The sequence below is a fragment of the Roseobacter cerasinus genome (assembly GCF_009811755.1).
GTDB classification, from domain to species: Bacteria; Pseudomonadota; Alphaproteobacteria; order Rhodobacterales; family Rhodobacteraceae; genus Roseobacter; species Roseobacter cerasinus.
This window is the reverse complement of record NZ_BLIV01000007.1, coordinates 99,958-124,840: the sequence shown is the minus strand read 5'-3', so window position 1 is coordinate 124,840 and position 24,883 is coordinate 99,958. Positions and strand designations below refer to the sequence as shown.

Annotated in this window: 20 protein-coding genes and 1 tRNA gene; 13 read left to right on the top strand and 8 right to left on the bottom strand. The window is 62.0% G+C overall.

What is annotated here, in order from left to right; translation table 11 throughout:
• Positions 1-93: 93 nt before the first annotated feature.
• Entirely contained in the window at positions 94-1,476 is a 1,383-nt protein-coding gene (gene cysS / locus So717_RS17420; protein WP_159979690.1) for a cysteine--tRNA ligase, read from the bottom strand.
• A 224-nt stretch (positions 1,477-1,700) separates the two neighbouring features.
• Here cysS and So717_RS17415 point away from each other — a divergent pair, with 224 nt between their 5' ends.
• On the top strand, positions 1,701-2,873 hold the full coding sequence (locus So717_RS17415; RefSeq protein WP_159979688.1) for a pyridoxal phosphate-dependent aminotransferase: 1,173 nt from the start codon (positions 1,701-1,703) through the stop codon (positions 2,871-2,873).
• A gap of 66 nt (positions 2,874-2,939) precedes the next feature.
• On the opposite strand, the gene So717_RS17410 is transcribed toward So717_RS17415, so the two are convergent.
• Positions 2,940-3,542: an outer membrane protein gene (locus tag So717_RS17410; RefSeq protein WP_159979686.1), complete on the bottom strand. Its 603-nt coding sequence runs from the start codon at positions 3,540-3,542 to the stop codon at positions 2,940-2,942.
• 401 nt (positions 3,543-3,943) lie between these two features.
• Between So717_RS17410 and So717_RS17405 the strand changes: the two genes are divergently transcribed.
• Complete coding sequence (locus tag So717_RS17405) at positions 3,944-5,482, top strand: trimethylamine methyltransferase family protein (protein WP_159979684.1); 1,539 nt, start codon at positions 3,944-3,946, stop codon at positions 5,480-5,482.
• Positions 5,483-5,742: 260 nt separating this feature from the next.
• Here So717_RS17405 and So717_RS17400 read toward each other — a convergent pair whose 3' ends face one another.
• The gene (locus So717_RS17400) at positions 5,743-5,979 is read right to left on the bottom strand and encodes an EF-hand domain-containing protein (RefSeq protein WP_159979682.1); all 237 of its coding nucleotides are present in this window, start codon (positions 5,977-5,979) and stop codon (positions 5,743-5,745) included.
• A gap of 261 nt (positions 5,980-6,240) precedes the next feature.
• On the opposite strand from So717_RS17400, the gene So717_RS17395 reads away from it, so the two are divergent.
• A complete protein-coding gene (locus So717_RS17395) occupies positions 6,241-6,744 on the top strand; it encodes an RNA polymerase sigma factor (protein ID WP_159979680.1) in 504 nt (167 codons plus the stop codon).
• A gap of 462 nt (positions 6,745-7,206) precedes the next feature.
• On the opposite strand, the gene So717_RS17390 is transcribed toward So717_RS17395, so the two are convergent.
• Positions 7,207-10,860: a vitamin B12-dependent ribonucleotide reductase gene (locus So717_RS17390; protein WP_159979678.1), complete on the bottom strand. Its 3,654-nt coding sequence runs from the start codon at positions 10,858-10,860 to the stop codon at positions 7,207-7,209.
• Positions 10,861-11,517: 657 nt separating this feature from the next.
• Here So717_RS17390 and So717_RS17385 point away from each other — a divergent pair.
• On the top strand, positions 11,518-12,132 hold the full coding sequence (locus So717_RS17385) for a hypothetical protein (protein WP_159979676.1): 615 nt from the start codon (positions 11,518-11,520) through the stop codon (positions 12,130-12,132).
• Positions 12,133-12,135: 3 nt separating this feature from the next.
• Here So717_RS17385 and So717_RS17380 read toward each other — a convergent pair.
• The 4 genes from So717_RS17380 to pdxH form a co-directional block, all read right to left on the bottom strand.
• Positions 12,136-12,212: transfer RNA gene (locus tag So717_RS17380), tRNA-Pro, on the bottom strand.
• Between the two features lie 41 nt (positions 12,213-12,253).
• Positions 12,254-12,721, bottom strand: a complete 468-nt coding sequence (locus So717_RS17375; protein ID WP_159979674.1) for a DUF192 domain-containing protein — start codon at positions 12,719-12,721, stop codon at positions 12,254-12,256.
• Positions 12,718-13,290 (bottom strand): cold-shock protein, encoded by a 573-nt coding sequence (locus tag So717_RS17370; RefSeq protein WP_174239064.1) that lies wholly within the window; start codon positions 13,288-13,290, stop codon positions 12,718-12,720. The genes So717_RS17375 and So717_RS17370 overlap by 4 nt, the downstream gene beginning before the upstream one ends.
• Positions 13,291-13,533: 243 nt before the next feature.
• Positions 13,534-14,157 (bottom strand): pyridoxamine 5'-phosphate oxidase, encoded by a 624-nt coding sequence (gene pdxH / locus So717_RS17365; RefSeq protein ID WP_159979672.1) that lies wholly within the window; start codon positions 14,155-14,157, stop codon positions 13,534-13,536.
• Positions 14,158-14,295: 138 nt separating this feature from the next.
• Here pdxH and fabI point away from each other — a divergent pair, with 138 nt between their 5' ends.
• The 9 genes from fabI to So717_RS17320 all read left to right on the top strand — a co-directional run bounded on the left by fabI (position 14,296) and on the right by So717_RS17320 (position 24,878).
• Positions 14,296-15,102 carry an enoyl-ACP reductase FabI gene (gene fabI, locus So717_RS17360; protein WP_159979670.1) on the top strand — a complete coding sequence of 269 codons (807 nt, stop codon included), beginning with the start codon at positions 14,296-14,298 and terminating at the stop codon, positions 15,100-15,102.
• A complete protein-coding gene (locus So717_RS17355) occupies positions 15,099-15,710 on the top strand; it encodes a LysE family translocator (protein ID WP_159979668.1) in 612 nt (203 codons plus the stop codon). Before fabI ends, So717_RS17355 begins: the two co-directional genes overlap by 4 nt.
• A 3-nt stretch (positions 15,711-15,713) precedes the next feature.
• Positions 15,714-16,316, top strand: a complete 603-nt coding sequence (locus So717_RS17350; protein WP_159979666.1) for a LysE family translocator — start codon at positions 15,714-15,716, stop codon at positions 16,314-16,316.
• A 4-nt stretch (positions 16,317-16,320) separates the two neighbouring features.
• On the top strand, positions 16,321-16,833 hold the full coding sequence (gene gpt / locus So717_RS17345; protein ID WP_159979664.1) for a xanthine phosphoribosyltransferase: 513 nt from the start codon (positions 16,321-16,323) through the stop codon (positions 16,831-16,833).
• Positions 16,834-16,959: 126 nt separating this feature from the next.
• Positions 16,960-18,141: an aminotransferase gene (locus So717_RS17340; RefSeq protein WP_159979662.1), complete on the top strand. Its 1,182-nt coding sequence runs from the start codon at positions 16,960-16,962 to the stop codon at positions 18,139-18,141.
• A gap of 76 nt (positions 18,142-18,217) precedes the next feature.
• On the top strand, positions 18,218-20,059 hold the full coding sequence (locus So717_RS17335; protein WP_159979660.1) for a peptidyl-prolyl cis-trans isomerase: 1,842 nt from the start codon (positions 18,218-18,220) through the stop codon (positions 20,057-20,059).
• A gap of 2 nt (positions 20,060-20,061) precedes the next feature.
• Entirely contained in the window at positions 20,062-21,573 is a 1,512-nt protein-coding gene (gene trpE / locus So717_RS17330; protein ID WP_159979658.1) for an anthranilate synthase component I, read from the top strand.
• A 3-nt stretch (positions 21,574-21,576) separates the two neighbouring features.
• On the top strand, positions 21,577-22,614 hold the full coding sequence (locus tag So717_RS17325) for a succinylglutamate desuccinylase/aspartoacylase family protein (RefSeq protein WP_159979656.1): 1,038 nt from the start codon (positions 21,577-21,579) through the stop codon (positions 22,612-22,614).
• A 197-nt stretch (positions 22,615-22,811) separates the two neighbouring features.
• On the top strand, positions 22,812-24,878 hold the full coding sequence (locus So717_RS17320) for a putative bifunctional diguanylate cyclase/phosphodiesterase (protein WP_238841039.1): 2,067 nt from the start codon (positions 22,812-22,814) through the stop codon (positions 24,876-24,878).
• The last annotated feature ends 5 nt before the right edge of the window (positions 24,879-24,883 follow it).

Genomic DNA, 24,883 nt, shown 5'->3' with positions numbered 1-24,883 from the left:
CCACGGGAGGGCGCTTCACGCCCCCCCAGGCTCGGGCGCTGTCCTTCAGTAATGCATCCGCTATCGCACCCAGCGCATCGGTTTTCCGAACCATCAGCATGACTCTCCACCCCAGACCCTGTCTAAGACATCGACGTCGAAATTTAGGAGTTTGTTGAAAACTGTGCCATCACTGGTGTCGCGTATCTCGACACCAGCGCGAACTAGGCCATCTCTTATACGGTCGGCCTCCGCAAAGTCCTTACGTCGACGTGCGGACTCTCGTCGCAGCATCAGGTCAGACAAAAGTCCTGTTTCGGCGTCTGTGAAGCCTGGGACCTTGGCCCACTGTGGTACCTCTCCTGGCCAAAGTCCCAGAGTGCCAAGTCCAAAAATTAGCGTATTCACATCACCCGCATTCGCTAAATGATGCAGTAACTTGATGGCTTCTGGCGTATTCAGATCGTCGCTGAGGGCAGCCATCAACGGAGGATACTCGCTTGCGGCTCCAGCAAGCCCAACGAGATGGTACCACTTCCGCAACGTCCGCTCCGCCTCCTCCCGCTTCTTCTCGGTCCAGTCCATAGGTTTGCGATAATGCGTGCTCAGCATTACAAAGCGGATCACCTCACCCGGCACGCCCTGGTCGAGCAAATCGCGCACGGTGAAGAAATTGCCCAAGGACTTGGACATCTTCTTGCCCTCGACCTGAAGCATCTCGTTGTGCATCCAGAAATTGGCAAAGCCGTGGCCTGCGCAGCGCGACTGGGCGATTTCGTTCTCGTGGTGCGGAAACTGCAGATCGATGCCACCGCCGTGGATGTCGAAGCGTTCGCCCAAAAGGTCATGCGCCATGGCGGAGCACTCGATATGCCAGCCCGGGCGGCCCCGGCCCCAGGGGCTGTCCCATCCGGGCAGCTCCTCCGACGACGGCTTCCAGAGCACGAAATCCATCGGGTTGCGCTTGTACGGTGCCACTTCCACGCGCGCGCCCGCGATCATGTCGTCCACCGACCGCCCCGAGAGCGCGCCATACTCGGCATAGCTCTCGACGGCAAAGAGCACATGGCCCTCGGCCTCATAGGCGTGGCCCTTGGCGATCAGGCCCGAGATCATCTCGACCATCTGCGCGATATACTGTGTCGCGCGCGGCATGGCGGTGGGCTCCAGCGCGCCGACCGCTTTCATATCGTCCAAGAACCATTGCGTTGTCTCGGCTGTGATGTCCCCGATTGAACGGCCGGACTCGGCGGCGCGCGCGTTGATCTTGTCATCCACATCCGTGAAATTCCGCACGTAGGTCACGTGCTCTTCACCGTAGACATGCCGCAGCAGCCGGAAAAGCACATCGAAGACGATCACGGGCCGCGCGTTGCCCAGATGCGCACGATCATAGACCGTCGGCCCGCAGACATACATGCGCACATTCTCGGGGTCGATGGGGGCAAACTCCTCCTTCGACCGGGTCTTCGTGTTGTAGAGCGTGAGTGTCGTCATGACAGGCGTCCTTGCGCGGAGGTGACGCGGGCTTAGCAATCTTGGAAGAGGTTGGAAATGACCTAAAACTGCCCGCTTTATGCGATCAGCAGATAATAATGCAGCAGATGACTGTGCTCCGGGTCATGCTCTTTCCTAACGCGGGGCGGCAGCGGCGGTCAAGGCCGATTGACGAATCGCGGGGCCTCTGTGCTCCTGCCATGTCGGACAAGCAGGAGATGGCGATGCAGCGATCACAGCGGATCAGGGGGCTCACAGGCGGCGGCTCGGACGGGTGGGACGTCTTTCTCAAAGCGCGCGCCATGATCGCCGACGGCATCGCGGTGACCGAGCTGACCATCGGCGAGCATGATGTCCGAACCGCCGCGCCGATCCTGCAGGAAATGCACCGCAGGGCCATGGCGGGGCACACCGGTTATGCCGCCGTGCCTGGCACCTCATCCCTGCGTGACACCGTAGCGGCGCGGGTGCAGGCCCGCACCGGGGTGCCCACCACCCGAGACAACGTGGTGATCACACCGGGCGGGCAAGCGGCGCTGTTTGCGGCGCATATGGCCGCCTGTGATCCGGGCGACACAGCGCTCTACATCGACCCCTATTATGCCACCTATCCCGGCACGCTGCGCGGCGCAGGTGCCTGTCCGCAGGTCATCACGGCGCAGGCCGAAGATGCCTTCCAGCCGCGCGCCGAGGCTCTTCAAGCGCACGCCAAGGCGGCCGCATCACTGCTCATCAACACCCCGAACAACCCGACGGGTGTGGTCTATTCAAATGCCACGCTGCGCACGATTGCCGATGTCTGCCGCGAAGATGATCTCTGGCTGATCTCGGATGAGGTCTATGACACGCAGGTCTGGGAGGGGCAGCACGTCAGCCCCCGCGCCCTGCCCGGCATGGCGGAGCGTACGCTGGTGGTGGGATCGATGTCAAAATCCCACGCGATGACCGGCTCGCGCTGTGGCTGGATTGTCGGGCCGGAAGAGGTGATCGCCGATCTGATCACCCTGGCCACACATACGACCTACGGCGTGCCCGGCTACATTCAGGATGCAAGCGTCTTTGCGCTGAACCTGGGCGAAGCCTTCGAGGCCGACATCGCCGCCCCGTTCCGCCGCCGGCGCGCGATTGCGCGCAACGTCATGGCCCGCCAGAACACGCTCAGCCTGATCCCATCTCAAGGGGCAATGTATCTGATGCTGGATGTGCGTGCGACCGGCCTGACCGGCGAGGCCTTTGCCTATGACCTGCTGGAACAGCATCATATCGCGGTCATGCCGGGGGAAAGCTTTGGAGCAGCCGCAGCAGGGCACATCCGCGTGGCCATGACCATTGAAGACGACGCCTTCGCGCGGGCGCTCAAGACGCTCTGCAGGCACGCAGAACAACTGGCCGCATAAGGTAAGGCCCGGCACCGGGGAGGGAGAAAAGGTGCCGGGCCCCGATCCGGGGGGAGGAGGAGGCAGTTAGAACTGCCAGGAGGCCCGGATTGTGAAGGCATCCGCGTCGGCGTCAGCGCCGGTGGTGCCAATGTCGGAGAAGTCATGCATCAGGTACTCACCTGAGACGATGAACTGCTCGGTCGCCTTGTAGGACACACCAAGACCGTAGAATTCGCCCGTGTCGCTGCCAATCGACGTGTCCAGATCCGCCAGACCTGCGGTTGCATAGAGCAGCGTGCGGCCAAAGTCATACCCGCCGCGCAGCTTGGCGCGCCAAACGGAATCGACCGATGCGCTGCCGGGGCTCAGGTCGACGCTTGCGTCGTCATAATCAAGCTCACCCCCCACAACCCAGGTGCCAAAGTCGTAGTTGTAACCGGCGTGCAAACCGTAAGTGGTGTCATCGCCACCAACACCGGCAAGGCCGCCCTCACCGTCGACATCCAGATTACCGATCTGCCCACCGGCATAGAAGCCTGTCCAGTCGCCTCCTGTGTAGACCGGTGCAGGCGGCGGTGCGGTTGTGACCGGTTCAATCACCGGCTCCTCCAGAGACCCCGCCAGTACGGGGGCCGTCATAAGGGTTGTCGCGGCAATCGCGGCTGCTGCACTCAAAACGTTCTTCATTGTCATGTCCTCATTCTGGGATCCCGGGCGACATTTCCTGCCGTCCTTGGAGGGATAACTGTGAATGCATCGAATTGGTTCAATCCCCCCGCGATCAATCAAACGAGAGGTGGCGGAAACAGGCTCAAAGCCCGGCTGGGAGGCGTTTTCCGTCGGCGAGACCTTGCTGCGTCCCGCCCTCTGCTCAAAAAGTCGGAAAACGACACCACGTCGCAAACAGGCTTGACCGGCGGGACCGTTTTGTCGAACGCTAACAGTCGGAAAGGAGCACCGCATGCAAGACGATCTCAGCAAGATCAAACTGATCGTGCGCACCATCGGTGCGGATCGCGGGCGGGCTGCGCGGGGACGTCCTGCGATGGGGTGAGCGACATCCCTTTCTTTTCTCTACAGGACAGCAAATGACACAACGTACTCAATCCCGCAGTGGCGGCCGCTCGGCCCGTCGCGCAGCACGCAATGCACCTCTGGCAGATCATCTGCGGCCAATTCGTCCCGGCATGCCCGGCGGCACCTATCAACCGCTGACCGCCTTGGATATGGACAATATCCACGCCTCAGCCCTGCTGGCGCTGGAGCAGATCGGCCTCGCCGACGCGCCCCCCTCAGGCGTGGCCTATCTGACCGCTGCAGGCGCGATCCAGGGCGAGGACGGGCGTATCCGTTTCCCCCGTGCGTTGGTAGAAGACACCCTAGCCCGCGCCAATCGGACGGTCACTTTGATGGGGCGCGATCCGGCACACGACCTGGACCTCTCCGGCACCCGTGTGCACTACGGCACTGCCGGAGCCGCTGTGCATCTGGTCGATGTCAACGACAACAGCTACCGCGAATGTGGTGTGCAGGATCTGCATGATGCCGCACGAATTGCCGATATGCTCGATAACATTCACTTCGTGCAACGCCCCATCGTCTGCCGGGATATCACCGACAATCTCGAATTGGATGTGAACTCCATCTACGCCTGCTGCGCGGGCACCACAAAACATATCGGCACCTCATTCTGCGAACCGGAATTTGTAAAGCATGGGGTGGAGCTTTTGCACATGATCGCAGGCGGTGAAGCCGCCTGGCGCGCGCGCCCTTTTGTGAGCAACACCAACTGTTTTGTGGTGCCGCCGATGAAATTCGCCACCGAATCCTGCGAGGTCATGGAAGAGTGCATCAAGGCAGGCATGCCGGTGCTGCTGCTCTCAGCGGGCATGGCCGGGGCAACGGCCCCCTCGACCATCGCGGGCGCCATCGTACAATCGGTGGCCGAATGCCTCGCCGGTCTGGTCTATGTGAATGCGGTGCGGCCCGGACATCCGGCGGTGTTTGGCACCTGGCCCTTTGGTCTCGACCTGCGCACAGGGGCGATGACCGGCGGCTCGGGCGAGCAGGCCCTGCTGACCGCGGGCTGCGCGCAGATGCACAAGTATTACGACCTGCCCGGCGGCGCTGCGGCAGGCATCACCGATGCCAAAATGCCCGACATGCAGGCCGGCTGGGAGCAGATGTGCTCCAACGTGATGGCAGGGCTGTCTGGGCTCAACATGGTTTATGAGGCGGCGGGCATGCATGCGTCGCTCTTAGGCTTCTGCCACGAATCTCTGATTCTGGGGGATGATCTCATCGGGCAGGCCATGCGCTGCGTGCGCGGCATTGAGGTGACAGAGGATACCATGGCGGTGGATCAGATCCGCCAGGTCTGCATGGGTGGCCCGGGGCACTATCTGGGCACCGAGCAGACGCTGGGGCGGATGCAGCAGGACCACGTCTATCCCGCCTTCGGCGATCGCACCTCTCCCAAGGAGTGGGACGAATTGGGCAAGCCCGACCTGATTGCCAAGGCCACCCGACGCAAGCAGGAGATCCTGGCAGAGCGCGCGAAAGCGCGGTTCGATCCGGATCTCGATGCGGCAATCCGGAGCCGCTTTGCCATTCACCTGCCTGCGTAGAACGCAAGGATGCCCGGCTCTTGGGGGAGAAACCGGGCATCCGCAGTCTGAGCACCTGCGACTAAAATGTAATCCGGCTCTGCTCAGACCGGCTGGCTGGTCCGTCTCTTTGGCCTGAGCCTGCATCCACGCGAGGGCGTGAAGACGAGGGCAAGATCAGGCAAGACGATCCGAGCGGTCAGGCAGCGCGGTAGGGTCTAGAGGTCGGCAGGCTTGCGCCATTGGCGACAGGCCATGCGACACCGCGCTGACTGCATCTCTTAGGACGGCATCAGGCCGGCTTCCTGCGCCGCCTGAACTTCGGCTTCATCCAGGGCACCATCCGCATTCAGGTCCATTGTGCTGAAGGATTCTGCGGTGATGTCCGGAAATGCTGCCTGGACCTCATCGATTGTCAGAACGCCGTCGCCATTTGCGTCTGCCGCCAGCTGTGCGAAGGCCGTGGTGGCCGACAGCAGAACGATGGAGGCAACTGCGGTTTTGGTGATCAGTTTCATTTTGGGTACTCCCATTTTGATTTGAACGTAAGTCCAAGGCGCTGCTCTGCGCCTCACTAGGGTAGATGCGAAAACCGGCGGTCCCGTCCCCGCCTCACCGACCAAGCCACCGGGCGCGCCATTCCCCGCCGATACTCGCAGGATGCGGTGGCGGCGCTTTGCCGAAAAAGCCCCTTTTGGCGCAGTCGGCAAAAAGCCCCCGTCTGGCGCCCCCATATAGACATGCGATGGTGACACCGGTTCTCAGGAAAGGAGACTGATATGTACCCGACGCACGAGATGCCCGAAAATCTCGATGCCCTGCTGCCCCGGCTGGCTGGACGGGCCCGGCGGCTGAGTGACAACCAAAGTGATGCAGACGATCTGGCGCAGGAAGCAGCACTCAAGCTTTGGGCTGCACTGCGCAAGGGCGCAGAGGTCGAGGATGTCGAGCGTTATGCCATGACCATCCTGCGCAACCTCGCACGACAGCGTTGGCGGTCCGACAAGCCCACCGACCCGCTTGAGGAAGAAAGCGCGTCGGTCCCGCCCACAGCGCCTGCCCGGATGGCCTGCGCCGATCTCGCGGCCGCCGTGGACAAGCTGCCGGAGGCGCAAGCGCTGTTGATCCATATGATCGCCGAAGGGGAGACAAGCCCGGCCAGCCTGGCCGAGAAGACCGGGCTGCCTGTGGGGACAGTGATGTCGCGGCTGGCGCGCGCGCGGTCCAGACTGCGCGCGGAAATGGGGATCGCGGACAAGACGCCAGTGTCAGAACTCTTTTGATCCCCCAAAGGTGGCCTAAAGCCCACCTTACCTGCTGGCAGAGAGCGTCGGATCAGGCAGGTACGGTGGGCTTTAGGCCACCGCTCCGGACCTTCTGCATACAGCCGAGCCTGCAACAAGAAAAAAGGGCGCCGGAGCGCCCTTTGAAGTTTCGCCGTTCAGGCTCAATATGTTAACCGCTCGGTATTTTTCTGCCTGCGGCCTGAACGTCGTCTGGGGCGAGCGCACCCGTCCCGGATATCAGAGAGGCCAAGGTCCCACCCTGCCCGTCCCCAATCACATTGGAAATCCCTTTGGATTTCCAACGAGTGAGACAGAGCGGAAAACGATTTGGTTTTCTGCGGAGTCCCACCCGCTTGCCTTGGAAGCGCCGCATAAGCCACCGCTCCCGGTATTCGTCGGGGTGCGACCCGCCTATGGCAGAGCCGCCACCCCTACACGCCCCCGAGGGGCGCGTTTTCCTCAGCTACACCCGGACGTTGCGCCGCAGGTGTTACATTTCATGCAGGTGCCATTGCGCACCAGCGTGTAGTTGCCGCATTCGCCGCAGGCCTCACCCTCATAGCCCTGCATCTTGGCCTTCGTACGCGCGTCCATGCTCACCGACCCGCTCGAAACCGCAGTGGTGGTCATCGCCACCGCAACACTCCCGTCCGCCGTCGCCGCACGTCCGTCAAAAGCCACCGTTTCCTCCGCGAACCCCTGCTGACCGCCCTGCAACACCACCAACTCTTGTGGCAGGCGCTTGCGCAGATACCCGGTGGAGCTGATTTGTTTCAGAACTTCCAGAGACTTGGTCGCCGCTGTCTCCGACAGCTCCGCGACATTGCTGACACCTTCTTCTTCTCCCCGGCCCAGCGTGTCGAAGGTGGCGCCTTCGGGCTGCACATGCGCGAGATCGGTGCGGTCGAGGTAACTGACAGCAAGCTCGCGGAACACATAGTCAAGGATCGACGTGGCGTTCTTGATGGTCTCATTGCCCTGCACCATGCCCGCAGGCTCGAACTTGGTGAAGGTGAAGGCGTCGACGAACTCCTCCAGCGGCACGCCGTATTGCAGGCCCACCGAGACCGCGATGGCGAAGTTGTTCATCATCGCCCGGAAGCCCGCGCCTTCCTTGTGCATGTCGATGAAGATCTCGCCGAGATTGCCGTCTTCATACTCGCCCGTGCGCAGGTAGACCTTGTGCCCGCCGACGATGGCCTTTTGGGTGTAGCCCTTGCGCCGCTGCGGCATCTTCTCGCGGTGGCTGCGGACGATCTCCTTGACCACCACCTTTTCGACCACTTTCTCCGCCAGCACGGTCGCCTTCTCCTGAATGGAGCCGGTTTCCAGCACCTCTTGCGCCTCCTCGTCATCCTCGACAAGAGCTGCAGCAAGCGGCTGGCTGAGCTTGGAGCCATCGCGGTAGAGCGCATTGGCCTTCACACCAAGACGATGCGACAGCTCGTAGGCGGCCTGACAATCCTCGATCGTGGCGTCATTCGGCATGTTGATCGTCTTGGAGATCGCGCCGGAAATGAAGCTCTGCGCTGCGGCCATCATGGTGATGTGGCTGTTCACCGACAGGAACCGCTTGCCCTTCTTGCCGCAGGGGTTGGCGCAGTCGAAGATCGGCAGATGCTCGTCCTTGAGGAAGGGCGCGCCTTCCAGCGTCATGGTCCCGCAGACGTGGTCATTGGCCGCCTCGATGTCGGCTTTGGAGTAGCCCAGATGCCGCAGCAGATCGAAGGTCGGGTCATTCAGCTTCTCCGTCGGAATGCCCAAGACCTGCGTGCAGAACTCCTCGCCCAGCGTCCACTGGTTGAAGACAAAGCGGATGTCGAAGGCTTGCGCCAGCGCGGCATCCACCTTGGCCAACTCGTTGGCGCCGAACCCATGCCCGGCTAGCGAGGTGTGGTTGATGCCCGGCGCGTTGCCGATGGTGCCATGGCCTACGGCGTAAGACACGATCTCTTCAATCTGCGCAGAGCCATAGCCCAGCTTTTCAAGGGCGGCTGGCACCGACTGGTTGATGATCTTGAAGTAGCCACCACCTGCGAGCTTCTTGAATTTGACCAGCGCAAAGTCCGGCTCGATCCCTGTGGTGTCGCAATCCATCACCAGACCGATGGTGCCCGTGGGCGCGATCACGGAGACCTGGGCGTTGCGATAGCCATGCGCTTCGCCAAGATCCAAGGCCTGATCCCAGGCCCCTCGGGCGACCTCGATCAGCCGGTCATCAGGACAGTTGAGATAGTCGAGCGGGACAGGCGTGACGGCCAGGTCCTCATAGCCGCCGACCTTGCCATGGGCTGCATTGCGGTGGTTACGGATCACCCGCAGCATGTGCTTGGCGTTCTTCTCATAGCCCGGGAAGGCGCCCAGCTCACCCGCCATCTCGGCCGAGGTTGCATAGCTCACCCCGGTCATGATCGCGGTCAGCGCACCGCAAAGGCTGCGGCCATCAACGCTGTCATAGGAGTAGCCCATGTTCATGAGCAGCCCACCGATGTTGGCATAGCCCAGGCCCAGCGTGCGGAAGTCATAGGAGCGCTGCGCGATTTCCTTGGAGGGGAACTGCGCCATCATCACCGAGATTTCCAGCGTCACGGTCCAGAGCCGCGTGGCGTGCATGTAGTCTTCGACCTGAAATTCGCCGTCCTGCAGGAAGGTCAGCAGGTTCATCGAGGCAAGGTTACAGGCGGTGTCGTCGAGGAACATATACTCCGAACACGGGTTGGAACCCCGGATGGCCCCGTCTTCCGGGCAGGTGTGCCAGTCGTTCACCGTGTCGTGGTACTGAATGCCCGGATCGGCACAGGCCCAGGCGGCGTGGCCGATCTGCTCCCAGAGATCGCGGGCCTTCACGGTCTTGGAGACCTCGCCGTTCACACGGTTGATCAGTTCCCAATCGGCGTCTTTCTCGACGGCTGTGAGGAAGGCGTTGGTCACGCGGATGGAGTTGTTCGAATTCTGACCGGAGACGGAGTTATAGGCTTCGGAATCCCAGTCGGTGTCGTAGGTTGGGAACTCGATCGAGGTGTGGCCTTGCTTGGCGTAGTCGAGCACGCGTTTGACGTAAGTCTCTGGGATCGATACCTTTTTCGCTGAGCGTATGGCTGTTTTCAGCGCAGCGTTCTTGGTGGGGTCATAGGCATCTGCCTCGGCGCCGTCCCATTGTTTGATCGCCTCAAAGAGACCGTTGAGCTTTTGCTCATGCATCTTGGAGCCTGCGACGATGCTCGCCACTTTCTGCTCTTCGATGACCTTCCAGTTGATGAAGTCTTCGATGTCCGGGTGATCCGCATCGACAATCACCATCTTTGCCGCCCTGCGGGTTGTCCCGCCTGATTTGATCGCGCCTGCGGCGCGGTCGCCGATTTTCAGGAAACCCATGAGGCCGGAGGAGCGCCCGCCGCCCGAGAGGCTCTCGCCCGCCGCCCGCAGCGACGAGAAGTTGGTGCCGGTGCCGGAGCCGTATTTGAAGAGCCGTGCTTCGCGCACCCAGAGATCCATGATGCCGCCGTCATTCACCAGATCGTCGGCAACCGACTGGATGAAGCAGGCGTGCGGTTGCGGGTGCTCGTAGGAGGATTTGGACTTGGTCAGCTTGCCGGTCTTGTAATCCACATAGTGGTGCCCTTGCGCCGGGCCGTCGATGCCGTAGGCCCAGTGCAGACCGGTATTGAACCATTGCGGGCTGTTGGGTGCTGCGCGCTGGCTGGCCAGCATGTGGCGCATCTCGTCAAAGTAGGCCTGCGCGTCCTCTTCGGTGCTGAAGTAGCCGCCTTTCCAGCCCCAGTAGGCCCAGGCGCCCGCGAGCCGGTCAAAGACCTGCTTGGAAGAGGTCTCGCCGCCCATCTCGGCACCGTCAATGGGGACCGAGCGCCATAGGAACTCGGGCACGCCCTTTTCCTTCACCTTACGAGTCTTGGACGGAACTCCGGCCTTGCGGAAGTATTTCTGCGCGATCACGTCGCTGGCGACCTGGCTCCAGGAGCTGGGCACCTCAACAGTGTCGAGGTGGAACACGATGGTGCCGTCGGGGTTGCGGATCTCGGAGGAGGTGCTGATGAAATCAAGCTCCGCATATGCGTCCTGCCCGGCCTTTGTGAATTTCCGTTCAATTTTCATTTTGTCGCTGCCTCATATTCAGCATGTTTGTCTTCAAGACCAACGCTGTCATTGCAGCGCCGCCCCGGCCCGTCGCCTCGGATCAGAAGCAGACCTCGGTGATCAGCGGCAAACATCGCTGTCTGCGCTGGCCCCCGGATCAGATCAGCAGTGTGTCACCTGTTGCCCCTGTCCCGTTGATGTGCCCTTGTGGGTTAACCACTACATCTTGTGGCATCATCGTCGGCCCCCACAACCTGACGTATCTTGGCCTATCCGGTCAACGGATTTTTTAAGGTTTTTTGACTTGACGGAAATCCGGTTTTGCGTCGCCCGGTGGCCCATGTGATTCAAGTTCTTAACAGTCGGTTAATATCCCCAGATCGTGGCTTTTCGAGCTGGCGACGGAACCGTGGATTTTCCGAACAAATGGGCTGCTTTAGCCCCTGCCGCTGATGCATCAGGTGAAATCATCCACAGCGCGCGGGCGTTAACCTTTGCGCATCATGTGGCTTGCATCTTTTTTCACGTATGGCTGTTCGTGATCACGAAGTGTTACAGATTTACGACGCACAGGTGGTATTTCCCACCCTCGCACTCCCCATATATGGTGAGGCCAGATCGAGACGGCGCAGCGGCACACTAGATCTTGTGGCTGCTACCACGCGGGTTTGTTCCATGTGTCACGGTGCGATTCTGGATTGCACCGACGCCACCGCCGCGAAACACTGGCATATGCCCAAGACGCCTCCCCTCGACCACGACACGTTTATCGCCGCGCTGCGGACCTGGGATGGCCGGACAGCGGCGGACCTCAAGGCCCTCTATCAGGCGCATCACCACGCGACGGATTTTCTACCCCGTCTGGTCGAGGCCTGCGAGGACGTGGAAACGGAGACGGCGGCGACCTGGCTGATCAAGCATCATTGCGAGATGGGCGCCACGCCGATCCCCGGCCTCTTACGCCAGCAGATACTTGCAAGCCTGCCCAACCTAACGCGATGGGATGCGCGGTTGCATCTGCTGCAGATCATGGACCACCTGCGGCCCATCCCGACCTCTTTGGCGCCAGCGATCTATGACGCTCTGGCCGACGGGGCGGCCTCCGCCCGACCGCTGCTGCGCGCCTGGTCGCTTTTTGCCGCAGCACAATTGGCTGTGCAGCACGACACCTATGCACAAAAGGTCCATCATCTGCTTGAGACAGCGGCAGACGACAACCCAAAAGGCGCCGTCGCGGTTCGGCTGCGCGAAGCCACCGCCCTGATGGCCCAAAAACCGGATGATGCTTGAAAGTGGTCGGAGCGAGAGGATTCGAACCTCCGACCCCCTGTACCCAAAACAGGTGCGCTACCAGGCTGCGCCACGCTCCGACGAGGCACTCTTTAGACGGGGAGTTCCGGTTTGAAAAGCCCTAACAGGGCCATTCCGCGATCTGATTTGGAAATGAGGGGTGCCGCACCAGCGTGCCCGGCACAATCCCCATCGCCTTGGCCAGACCGCCGTTGATCTCCAGCACGTGGGTCAAAGGGTCCGGCCCACCGGGGATCGGGGTTTCATCAAGCGGCTGAGCAGAGTGATGCACCGTCTTCACCACACCCGTCTGATCGATGAAGATCAGGTCCAGCGGGATCAGCGTGTTGCGCATCCAGAACGACAGGCGCTGCGGTGTGTCATAGACAAAAAGCATGCCGGAGGATGAAGGCAGGTGCTCGCGGTGCATTAACCCTTGCGCGCGCTCCGCATCGTCATCAGCAATCTCTATGGCAAAGCGCGCCTCGCCCCAGGCCCCTTTCAGATAGACAGCATCCTCGCGGCAGGCTTGCGCCAGTGCGCCCTGAGCCAGAAAAACAGCCAGCAGCGCCGCCAGCGCGGCCTTCATGCCTGACCGGTATCGAGTGCGGCTTCCCAGGCAAAGACCTCAGCGGCCATCCGCCCGCGCTTGCCATCAATCACGCGCAGGGCCAGGGCCTCACCGGGGGCCAGATCAGACAGGCCCGACCGGCGCAGCACTTCCATGTGCAAAAAAATATCTTCGCGGCGCCCAAACACATTTGCAAAGCCAAAGCCCTTGCCCTTGTCAAACCACTTCACTCGGGCCGGTTCCAGCGGTGCAGCAGCAACCACCGCCGGATCAAGCGCCGAGATGTCTGACAACCCGACGGCCTCGCCGGCCTGCGGCGGCATCAGTGCGATGACCTGCGTGGCCTGCACCCCGCGCTCCGTACGCTGAACCTGCAGTTCCACGCGGGCGCCGTCTGCCACCGAGCTTTGCCCGAAGTTGCGCAGCACATTGACATGCAAAAGGATGTCCGGGCCACCCGCATCTGACACGACGAAGCCAAAGCCTTTGACCGGATCAAACCATTTAACCAGACCCGATACCGGGGAAGATATGTCTTCGCTGTCGTTCACTCGTCCACTTTCAGTCGTCGTACGATCTTCTAACATAGTCTTGCGCGAATTAACTTTCTCGTTTCAAGTTGAAACGAAAAAGTAGGATCGAAATTTTCGTCCAAAAGACGAAATGAACTCTACACAAGACTGGCGCACCCCCATATTTCCTGCGAATTTCTAGCCATAGTTGAATTGCAGCGTATAAACGCCTGAAAACGAATGGCACAGCTGATCTATGCACATATTCCCCTGCGCTGACAAACGGTGAATTATTGAGACTGAGGATTTTTCTGCCCCTCAGGGGTTGAGACGGGTCACGGTCCAGTCCGCATCCAGCGCCGCGCGGCGCCAGACAAAGCGATCGTGAAGACGAAACTCACCATCGGCCCAGAACTCGACCTCAAGCGGGCGAATGCGGAACCCGCCCCAGAACGGCGGGCGCGGCGGATTGGTCCCTTTGGTTGCGGTCACCTTGGCCACCTCCGCCATCAAAGCGCCTCGGCTAGAGAGCGGCTGCGATTGCTTTGAGGCCCAGGCGCCAAGGCGGCTTTTCAGCGAGCGGCTGGCAAAATAGTCATCCGCCTGCGACCCGTCTTCCTTCTCGACCAGACCGCGCACGCGCACCTGGCGGCGCAGGCTTTTCCAATGCATCACGAAGGCGGCTTTGCCCGCGGCCTCGATTTCGGCCGCCTTGGCGCTGCCGTAGTTGGTGTAAAAGACAAACCCGTCCGCCTCGATATCCTTCAACAGAACCATGCGCACATTCGGCAGCCCTTCTGCGTCAACGGTGCTGAGCGCGATGGCATTGGGATCGTTTGGCTCGGTCTGTTCCGCCTCGGAGAGCCAGCGCTGCGCGATCTCAAACGGGCTGTCGCCTGCAAATTTGCCGCTTCTGCTGTCCATGTCGCTTTCCTTTGTCATCAGATGCAGCAAGTGGACGATTGTCGGCAAAGGTCAAGAGGCATCCAGCCACATCCCTGAACCCGCCTTGATGGCGCCTGCGCAATCGCCTAAAGGTCTGCAAGGACAAAACACCACATCACACTCCGAGGGACTTCCATGGGAAACGATCTTCTGGCGGGCAAGCGGGGCCTTATCATGGGGCTCGCGAACGACAAATCCATCGCCTGGGGGATCGCCAAGACCTGCGCCGAAGCAGGGGCTGAACTGGCCTTTTCCTATCAGGGTGATGCCTTGAAAAAACGGGTCGATCCGCTGGCCGCACAGCTGGGCAGCGACATTGTGCTGCCGTGCGACGTGGGCGACGAGGCCTCGATCGACGCGCTGTTTGACGCACTGAAGGAGCGCTGGGGTGGCCTTGACTTCATCGTGCATGCCATCGGGTTCTCCGACAAGACTGAGCTGCGGGGGCGCTATGTCGACACCAGCCGCGCCAATTTCGCCCTGTCGATGGATATCTCCGTCTACTCCTTTACGGCGGTGGTGCAACGGGCCGAGAAGCTGATGACCGATGGTGGTTCCTGCCTCACACTCACCTACTACGGCGCCGAAAAGGTGATGCCACATTACAATGTCATGGGTGTGGCCAAGGCAGCACTAGAGGCCTCGGTACAATATCTGGCCGAGGATCTGGGCAAGGACGGCATCCGCGTGAATGCGATTTCCGCCGGGCCGATCAAGACGCTGGCGGCGTCTGGTATCGGTGATTTCCGCTACATCATGAAGTGGAACGAGTACAATTCTCCCCTGCGGCGCAATGTGACAACCGAGGACGTGGGCAAGGCCGCGCTCTTCCTGCTGTCGGATCTGGGCTCTGGCACCACCGGCGAGAACCTGCATGTGGACGCAGGTTATCACGTGGTCGGCATGAAGGCGGTGGATGCACCGGACATGGCCAAGGAATGACACTCACCGCCCTCGCAGGTCTGGCGCTGTTGCAGCTCATGCTTGCCATGAGCCCTGGCCCTGCTGCGGTGCTCACCATTCGGACCGCCGCAAGCGAAGGGCTGCGCCCCGCTTTGCTGCTGAACCTTGGGCTGACCTGTGGTGTACTTGTCTGGGCCATGGCGGCGCTCGCCGGGCTGTCGCTGGTGTTTGAGCTTGCGCCTTGGGTGCAGACGGGGTTGCGCATCGCAGGCGGTCTGTTCCTGATCTGGATCGGCCTCTCGCTCTGGCGCCACGCAGCAGAGCCGATGCCAGAAGCGGATGATCTGCCCCCGCGGGGCGCGCTCAGGGCCGTCTGGCTGGGTCTCTGGACCAATCTGGCCAACCCCAAGGCGCTCGCCTATTTCGCAGCCGTCTTCACCGGGATCATCCCGCAGGACATGACCTGGATGGATGGGGCGATGATCCTCGCCGTGATCTTTGTGGTCGAAACCGGCTGGTACGCGTTTATGGCGCTTGTCTTTTCCCGCCGCCAACCCCGCCGGGCCTATGCTCGTATCAAGACCCGTGCCGAACGCTGCTTTGGTGCCGTGTTGGGGATTTTTGGAACGCGGATTGCCATAGGATAGACCATGACCATCGACTCTCTGATCGCCTTCAACCTTGTCTTGCTGGCCGCCCTCGCAAGCCCCGGTGCAGCCCTGCTCTATGCCATCAAGACCACCGTGGCCTCTGGTCGCGCGGCTGGTATGGCCACGGGTGTTGGCCTGGGCCTCATGGCCGCCTGCTGGACCCTGGCTGCCTTGCTGGGCCTCGAAGGGGTGTTCCGCCTCTTTCCCTGGACCTACACAGTCCTGAAGATCGGCGGTGCGCTTTATCTCATCTGGATCGCAACCCAGACCTGGCGCCACGCCCGTGACCCGGTGGGCGAAACCGAACGCCCCACGGGCCGCGCCTTCCTCTCTGGCGTGCTGATCAACGCGGGCAACCCCAAATCGATGCTCTTTGCCGCTGCGGTCATCGTTGTTGTCTTTCCACAAGGTCTCGCCGCTCGCGACATCGCGTTGATCGTCGCAAATCACTTTGCGCTAGAGGTCTGTTTCTACAGCACGATTGCGCTGTTCCTCTCCAGTGCACCGGCCCGGCGCGGTTATCTGAGCGCCAAGCCCGTTCTCGACCGAATTGCTGCCACCTTGCTTGGCGCATTGGGCATACGCCTGCTGACTGAAAGGTAAGACTATGAGCAAAGACCCGAGCCGCCTGCCCCATGAGAAGGGCTTTCACATCAGCTGGGATCAGATTCACCGCGACAGCCGCGCGCTGGCCTGGCGGCTCGATGGGCAAGGCCCGGAAGAGGGTGCCTGGCGCGCCGTGGTCGCGATCACCCGCGGCGGCATGGCACCCGCGATGATTGTCGCACGCGAACTCGACATCCGCACGGTCGATACGATCTCGATCAAATCCTACGACCACCAGCAGCAGTCCGAGGCAAAGGTGCTGAAAGCCCCCGATGAGACCCTGATGGGCGATGGCACGGGTATCCTGATCATCGATGATCTGGTGGACAGCGGCAAGACGCTGGAGGTTGTGCGGGCCATGTATCCGAACGCCCATTGCGCCACGGTCTATGCCAAACCCAAGGGGGAGCCGCAGGTGAACACCTTCATCACTGGGGTCAGTCAGGACACGTGGATTTTCTTCCCCTGGGATATGGCCTTGCAATATGTGGAGCCGTATCGCGGGACCGATTGATCCGTCAAAAGAGTTTTCTTGCCTCCGGCGGGGATATTTGCAGCCAGAAGAAGCGGGGCGTCACAGTTTCTCTTGGCCATAAATATCCCCGCCGGAGGCTCCCGCAGTTTCGACAGGAGCTGACCCATGAGCATACCGCGCACCGCCGCCACTTTCGCTCCGCCCGTGATGGAAGCGCGCCGCTGGCTTGATGGCGTGTCCTTTCCCGCTGAGCGCCCGTTGATCAACGTCAGCCAGGCCGCACCGGTGGACCCGCCCCCCGACGCGCTGCGCCAGGCCATGGCCGATGTGGCGCTGACTTGTGATGACGCACATCTTTACGGGCCGGTTATGGGGCTGCCCAACCTGCGCCACAGTCTGGCAGCGGAGACAGCGCGGATTTATGGTGGAGCGATAAGCGGTGCACAAATCGCGATTACGTCGGGTTGCAACCAGGCGTTTGCGGCTGCTATCGCCGCACTCTGCGCGGAAGGTGACGAGGTCATCCTGCCGACGCCCTGGTACTTCAATCACAAGATGTGGCTGGATATGGCCGGGGTGCACAGCGTGCCGCTAAAGACCGATGAGGTGCTGCTGCCGGATCCGGATGCGGCAGAGGCGCTCATCACGCCCCGCACCCGGGCGATCGCCCTTGTCTCGCCCAACAATCCCGCCGGCGTGGAATACCCCACAGCCCTCATCCGTGCCTTCTTTCAACTGGCGCAGCGGCATGGCATCAAACTCATTCTCGATGAGACCTACCGCGACTTTCATGCCCAGGACGGCCCGCCGCATGATCTATTTCAAGATCCGGCCTGGTCTGAAACACTGATCCACCTCTACTCCTTCTCGAAGGCCTACCGCCTGACAGGCCACCGCGTCGGTGCCATAGGCACGCATGAGCACCTGCTGTCCGAAGTCGAGAAGTTTCTCGATACTGTCGCCATTTGCCCGGGCCAGATCGGACAGCACGCAGCGCTTTGGGGCATGCAGAATTTGCGCCAGTGGCTTGCGGGAGAGCGTGACGAGATCCTCGCACGGCGCGCAGCCATCGCCGAAGGATTCGGCCCCTTGGAGAAACGCGGTTGGCGGCTGTTGGGGCTGGGGGCCTATTTCGCCTATGTGCAGCATCCGTTCGAGATGGCCTCGGACGATCTGGCGCGCCACCTTGTGCGGGAGCAAAGCATCCTCTGCCTGCCTGGCACCATGTTTTGCCCCGAGGATGACCCAAGCGGCAGACGCCACTTGCGGATCGCTTTTGCCAACCTCGACCGCACCGGGATCGGCCATCTGTTCCAGCGGCTTTTGTCGTTCGCGCCAAGACCCTGACGCCCCTTGCTCCCCGCGCCTGCTGCGCATAGACAGAACGGCAAACGTGACGGGCGCGACAGCGCAAGGGAGTGACATGGCCAAAGGCTCTTCTAGCATTTCGAAAACCGCGATCTGGATTCTTCTGGGCTTGTTGATCCTTGCCTTGGGGGGCTTCGGGGCCACCAATCTCAGCGGCAATATCCGCACCATCGGAACCGTGGGCGATATGCCCCTGTCGGTCGATGATTACGCGCGTGGGCTACAGCAGGAAATCCAGGCGGTTCAGCAGCAGACCGGCCAGGTGCTGCCCTTTGCGCAGGCGCAGGCCATCGGGCTCGACCGCGCAGTGCTGCAGCGGCTCATCGCGCAACGGGCGTTGGATCACGAGGCGGCACAGATCGGTCTGTCCATCGGCGACGAAAACCTGCGCGACCGTATTCTGGAAATCGGAGCCTTCCGCGGTATCGATGGCGAGTTTGATCGCGACGGGTACCGCTTTGCGCTGGAGCAGAACGGAATCTCGGAATCGCAGTTTGAAACGCAACTGCGCGAGGAGGTGTCGCGCACGCTGGTGCAGGGCGCAATCCTCAGCGGTGTGGTCATGCCGGATGCCTATGTGGACACGCTGGTCAACTATGTCGGTCAACGCCGCAGCTTCACCTGGGCGCGGCTGGAGGAGGCCGATCTGGAGACCGCCATCGACACGCCCGACGACGCCACGTTGCAGGCCTATTATGACGAGAATATCGAGGCCTTCACGCTGCCCGAGACCAAGCAGATCACCTATGCGCTGTTGAGCCCTGAAGCGATGATCGATGAGGTCGAGATTTCCGAAGATGACCTGCGTGAGGCGTACCGGTTGCGCGACGCAGAGTTAAATCAGCCCGAACGGCGGCTGGTCGAGCGGCTGGCGTACCTGGATGACAGCAGCGCCACCGCTGCTATGGCCCAGCTTGAGGAGGGGAGCGATTTCGAGGCGCTGGTGGACGCGCGCGGGCTGGACCTGGCCGACATCGACCTCGGTGACGTGACGCAGGCAGAGCTGGGTGCAGCTGGCGCGGAGGTCTTTGCTGCCAGCGTCGGTGACGTTGTGGGCCCGCTGCCCAGCTCACTGGGCCCTGCCCTCTTCCGCATCAATGCGGTGCTGCCCGCGCAATCGACCTCCTTTGAAGACGCGCAGCCGATCCTGCGCCCGGAGCTGGCCAATGACCGCGCGCGCCGCCTTGTCGAAGCGCAGGCTGAGAACCTCGATGATCTGCTGGCAGGCGGAGCGACGCTCGAAGAGCTGGCCAATGACACTGATATGGTGCTCGGTCAGGTTGATTGGACCAGCGAGAGCACCGAGGATATTTCCGCTTACGAAGCCTTTCGCCGTGCGGCACAAACCGTCACCGCCGAGGATTTCCCGGAGATCGCGCAGTTGGAAGACGGCGGGCTGTTCGCCCTGCGACTAAACGCGGTCCTGCCGCCACGTCCCGCGCCCTTTGAAGATGTGCGCGCCAACGTGCTGGAGGCCTGGCGCAGCGCGGAGGTTGAGGTCCGTCTAGGCGCGCAGGTCGAAACTCAACTGCCGCAGCTGACCGACGGCAGCAGCTTTGCCGAACTTGGGCTGGATGCGGTGACCGAGGAGAACCTGCTGCGCAGCGACTTTGTCGGAGGCACGCCACCCGGCTTCCTGTCGGATGTGTTTGAGATGGCGGTGGGCGATGTGGAGGTTGTACCTGCTGATGGGGCTGTCGTAGTGGTCCGGCTCGATACCGTGCAAGGCCCGGTCGAGGACGACGAAACCGAAGCGTTGCGCAACCAGTTGTCGCAGCAGGCCAATCAGGCCTTGTCTCAGGATATCTTTGAAACCTATGGCGCGGATGTGGCCCTGCGTGCCAATCCGCAGATCAACCCGCAGGCGCTGCAGGCGGTGCATGTGAACTTCCCCTGATCATGGCCCTGACCCCGGATTTCGACAGCTTCGAGGCCGCCTACGCCGAGGGCCGCAACCAGATCGTCTACACGCGGCTGGCGGCAGATCTCGATACGCCCGTCTCGTTGATGCTGAAACTCACGGGCGCCCAAAAGGATGCCTTTGTTCTGGAATCGGTCACAGGCGGTGAGGTGCGCGGGCGCTACTCGATCATCGGGATGAAGCCCGATCTGATCTGGCGGTGCAACGGCACGGAGAGCGAGATCAACCGTGCCACCCGCTATGATGCCGACGCCTTCGAGCGCCAGGAGGGCCACCCGCTGGACACGTTGCGCAACCTGCTGGCCGAAAGCCGGATTGACCTGCCAGATGACCTGCCGCAGGCCGCAGCGGGGCTCTTTGGCTATCTTGGCTATGACATGGTGCGGCTGGTCGAACACCTGCCCAACATCAACCCCGACCCTTTGGGCCTGCCAGATGCGGTGATGCTGCGCCCCTCGGTCATCGCAGTTTTGGACGGCGTCAAAGGCGAGGTCACCGTGGTCTCCCCTGCCTGGGTCAGCGACGGCCAGTCGGCACGCGCAGCTTACGCGCAGGCCGCGGAGCGCGTGATGGATGCGGTGCGCGATCTGGAGCGTGCCATGCCCATGGCCACGCGCGATCTGGGGGATGCGGAGCCACCCGGCGCGCCTATCAGCAACTTCACCCACGAGGGCTACAAGCAGGCCGTGGAGGTGGCAAAAGACTACATCCGCAAGGGTGACATCTTTCAGGTGGTGCCCGCGCAGCGCTGGAGCCAGGATTTCAAGCAAGAGCCCTTCGCGCTCTACCGCTCGCTGCGGCGCACCAACCCCTCGCCCTTCATGTTCTATTTCAATTTCGGCAGCTTTCAGGTCATTGGGGCGAGCCCCGAGATCCTCGTGCGGGTCTTCGGCAATGAGGTCACGATCCGCCCAATTGCAGGCACCCGGCCCCGAGGGGCCACGCCGGAGGAAGACCGCGCGCTGGAGGCCGACCTCTTGGCCGACAAGAAGGAGCTGGCCGAGCACCTGATGCTGCTCGATCTGGGCCGCAACGACGTGGGCCGCGTCGCCAAGATCGGCACCGTCCGCCCCACCGAGGAGTTCATTGTGGAGCGTTACTCCCACGTGATGCACATCGTCTCCAACGTCGTCGGTGAATTGCACGACGACAAGGATGCGCTCGATGCCTTCTTTGCGGGTATGCCCGCGGGCACCGTGTCGGGTGCGCCCAAGGTGCGCGCCATGGAGATCATCGACGAGCTGGAGCCGGAGAAGCGCGGCGTCTATGGCGGCGGTGTCGGCTATTTCAGCGCGGGCGGCGACATGGACATGTGCATCGCCCTGCGCACAGCGGTGGTGCAGGACCAGACGCTCTACATCCAGGCAGGCGGTGGCGTGGTCTATGACAGCGACCCGGAGCTGGAGTATCAGGAGACCGTGCATAAATCCAACGCGATCCGACGCGCGGCGGCTGATGCGGCCCGGTTCTCAGGCCAGGGCAACAGCTGAACCATGGCCCGCGCGCCCTTTGAAATCGCCGGGCGCAGCATTCCCGCAGGGGGAACCGAGACGGTGCATCTGCCGGTTTCCACCCTGCCCGACCACACACCGGTCGACCTCTCGGTCAAGGTGCATCACGGACGCCGCGACGGCCCGGTGATGTTTGTCTCTGCGGCGGCCCATGGCGATGAGGTGATCGGCGTGGAAATTGTGCGCCGCCTGCTGCGTACCCCACAGCTCAAGAGCTTGCGCGGCACACTGCTGGTCATCCCGGTTGTGAACAGTTTCGGCTTTCTCAACCGGTCCCGCTACCTGCCCGACCGGCGCGACCTGAACCGCTGTTTTCCCGGCCATCAATCGGGATCTCTGGGCGCCCGGCTGGCGCATATCTTCCTCAACCAGGTGGTGCTGCGCTGCGATGTGGGCATTGATCTCCACTCCGCCGCGATCCACCGCACCAATCTGCCGCAAATCCGCATCTCTCCCGGCGACCGGACAACGCGCGGCCTGGCACTGGCCTTCGGCGCACCGGTTGTGCTGACCTCTCCTCTGCGCGACGGCTCGCTGCGCGCCGAGGCTGCGGCGCGCGGCACGCCGGTCCTGCTCTATGAAGCAGGCGAAGGTCTGCGATTTGACGAAATGGCGGTCCGGGCAGGCGTGGCCGGGATCCTGAGGGTCATGCGCAGCCTCTCGATGCTGCCTGCCAAGGGCATCGCCCCGGCCAAGGCCACGCCCTACATCTGCGAAAGCTCCACCTGGCTGCGCGCGCCTGCGGGCGGGCTGCTGCGCACCTTCCGCGCGGAAGGAGAGATTGTGGAGGCCGGCGATGTGCTGGCAACGGTCTCGGACCCCTTTGGCGAGCATGAGACCAATCTGGAGGCGCCCACGGCCGGAATGCTCATCGGGCGGGCCATCCTGCCGGTTGTGAACGAGGGTGACGCGGTCTTTCATCTCGCCGCCCTCAGCCCGCGCGCGGCCGAGGATACTGTCGAAGACCTCGCCAGCCAGCTTGAGCGCGACCCGCTCTTTGACGAAGATGAGATCATCTGAGCACAGGCCGCTTCAAGGTCTTCTAAAAACCGCACAAAATTGCTGGCAGAAAGTGCTCCGAAACGCCTCGGGGGCCGGGTGGCCTTGAGGGTTTGGAAACTCTCCTCGCCGATTACTGACGTCGGAGGCGACCGCATCTTTTCAAGGGAATCGGTGAGGTCAGTCCCCATCTGGTGAACGGAAAGGCGGCAACCCACGTGCCTGGGGTTTTGACGAGGTTTCGGCGGGCAATCATCCGCTCGGTCTGCATTGCGAAGCCGCAATCGCTGTGGAAACGCTATGCGCTTGGCCTGTTTCTGGTCTGTCTGACCATCTCGGTGGCACATTACGCCTCCTTTGTCGCCATCGGCAATTCGGACCGGAAGGCCGAAGCCAGCCAAATCAGCAACCGCCAGGTAAAGCTAAGCCAGCGCATACTTTTCCTGACACGCGAGAGTGCTCATACCGGCTCTGCTGAGACCGAATCGCGCTTGCAGTCGGCGGTGCACCTCTTTGAAGCTTCGCACGCGTGGTTGGTTGACCGCGCGGATCTGTCGCCCGAGTTGCGGCACCTCTATTTTCAGCACGAGACCTTCCCACTGGATCACTTCTCCCGCCAGTTTGTCGACGTTGCACGCCAGGCGATTGATGCGGACGGCCAGGCCAAGCTCGACTTGCAAGATCAAATGGTCAGCCTGGGACAGACCGACTTGCTGGCTGCCCTCCGGCAGGCAGCAGCGCTTCACGAGACCCGCGCCGACGAGCAGATAAAGAAGCTGCAGCGTCTTGAAACCATTGCGCTTGCCGTGGCCTTCTTTGTGCTGATGATGGAAGCGCTGTTTATCTTCCTGCCCGCCCAGGTTTCAGTTTCACGCACGATCCGACGGCTGGAGCGGCGCAGCAGGCAGCTGGCCAAGTCCCACGACGCCCTGCGCCAGCGGAACACCGATCTGGTGGCGGCCCGCAACAACCTTGCACATGCGGCCAATCACGACGCCTTGACGGGGCTGCTGAATCGCCGTGCCCTGCATGATTGCCTCTCCGTCATCGGCGAGGAGGCCACCGGCGAGGTGGATGTCAGCGTGCTGAAAGTGGATCTCGACCGGTTCAAGGCCGTCAACGACAGCCTGGGGCACAAGGCAGGAGATGATGTTCTCACCGAAGTTGCGCGGCTCCTGCTGACCGAGGTCCGCAGCGACGACCTGGTCGCGCGCATTGGCGGAGATGAGTTCGCCATTGTCGTGAAAGGCCCCAAATCTGTCGAAGCGCTGGAGAACCTGGGCGACCGGATTGTTCGCGCCATTGGCCAGCCGATGGATATCCGCGGCACGCGCTGCCAGATCGGCGCAAGCGTCGGCTTCACCATGGCCACGTCCGAAGATGCCACGCCGGATCAGCTTTTGATCGAAGCGGATCTGGCGCTCTATCAGGCCAAACGCAATGGGCGCGGCCAGGTCTTTGCCTTCTCCGAACGTCTGAGAACCGATTTCGAGAATCGCCGCGTGCTGTTCGCCCAGATCGACACCGCCCTGTCGCAGGACCAGTTCGAGCCGCACTTCCAGCCGCAGATCTGTTGTGAGACCGGCCAGCTTTACGGCTGTGAGGTTCTGGCGCGCTGGCGCCATCCGGAGCGCGGCATCGTTTCACCCGCGACCTTCATCGCCGCGGCCGAAGAGGCGGGGCTGATCCGGCATATCGACCTGATCATGGTAGAGAAAGGGCTCGACGCTCTGGAGGATCTGCGGGCGCGGGGCTATGCTGTTCCCTCCATCTCGGTGAATGCCGCCCCGGCCACCCTGCGGGATCCGGACCTGCCGGACAGGCTGTTGCAGGAGGTGCTGGTGCGCGGTCTGTCCCCCAGCGATCTCACAGTGGAAATCCTCGAAAATACTCTGGTCTGCGCTCATGACGACACGGTCATCCGAACCGTCGAACAGCTCACGGGCATTGGCTTTTCCGTCGTGCTGGATGACTTCGGAACCGGCTATGCCTCCATGTCGAACCTGTCGCATCTGAAGATCGACGGCATCAAGCTGGATCAGTCTCTGGTGCAACCCATCCCGGACGCCCGAGCCGAAGCCATTGTGCACGCCTTGGTCACGCTCTCGCGCAGCCTGAACATGCGCGTGGTGGCCGAAGGCGTCGAGACGCCAACCCATTTCTCGCGCATGACGGATCTGGGATGCGACGTACTGCAGGGTTTCATCATCGGCCACCCCATGGACGTAGAGGGATTCGCCGCGTGGTACGAAGACTATACCTGCCCACAGGAGCGCAGCGCCTGACGCGC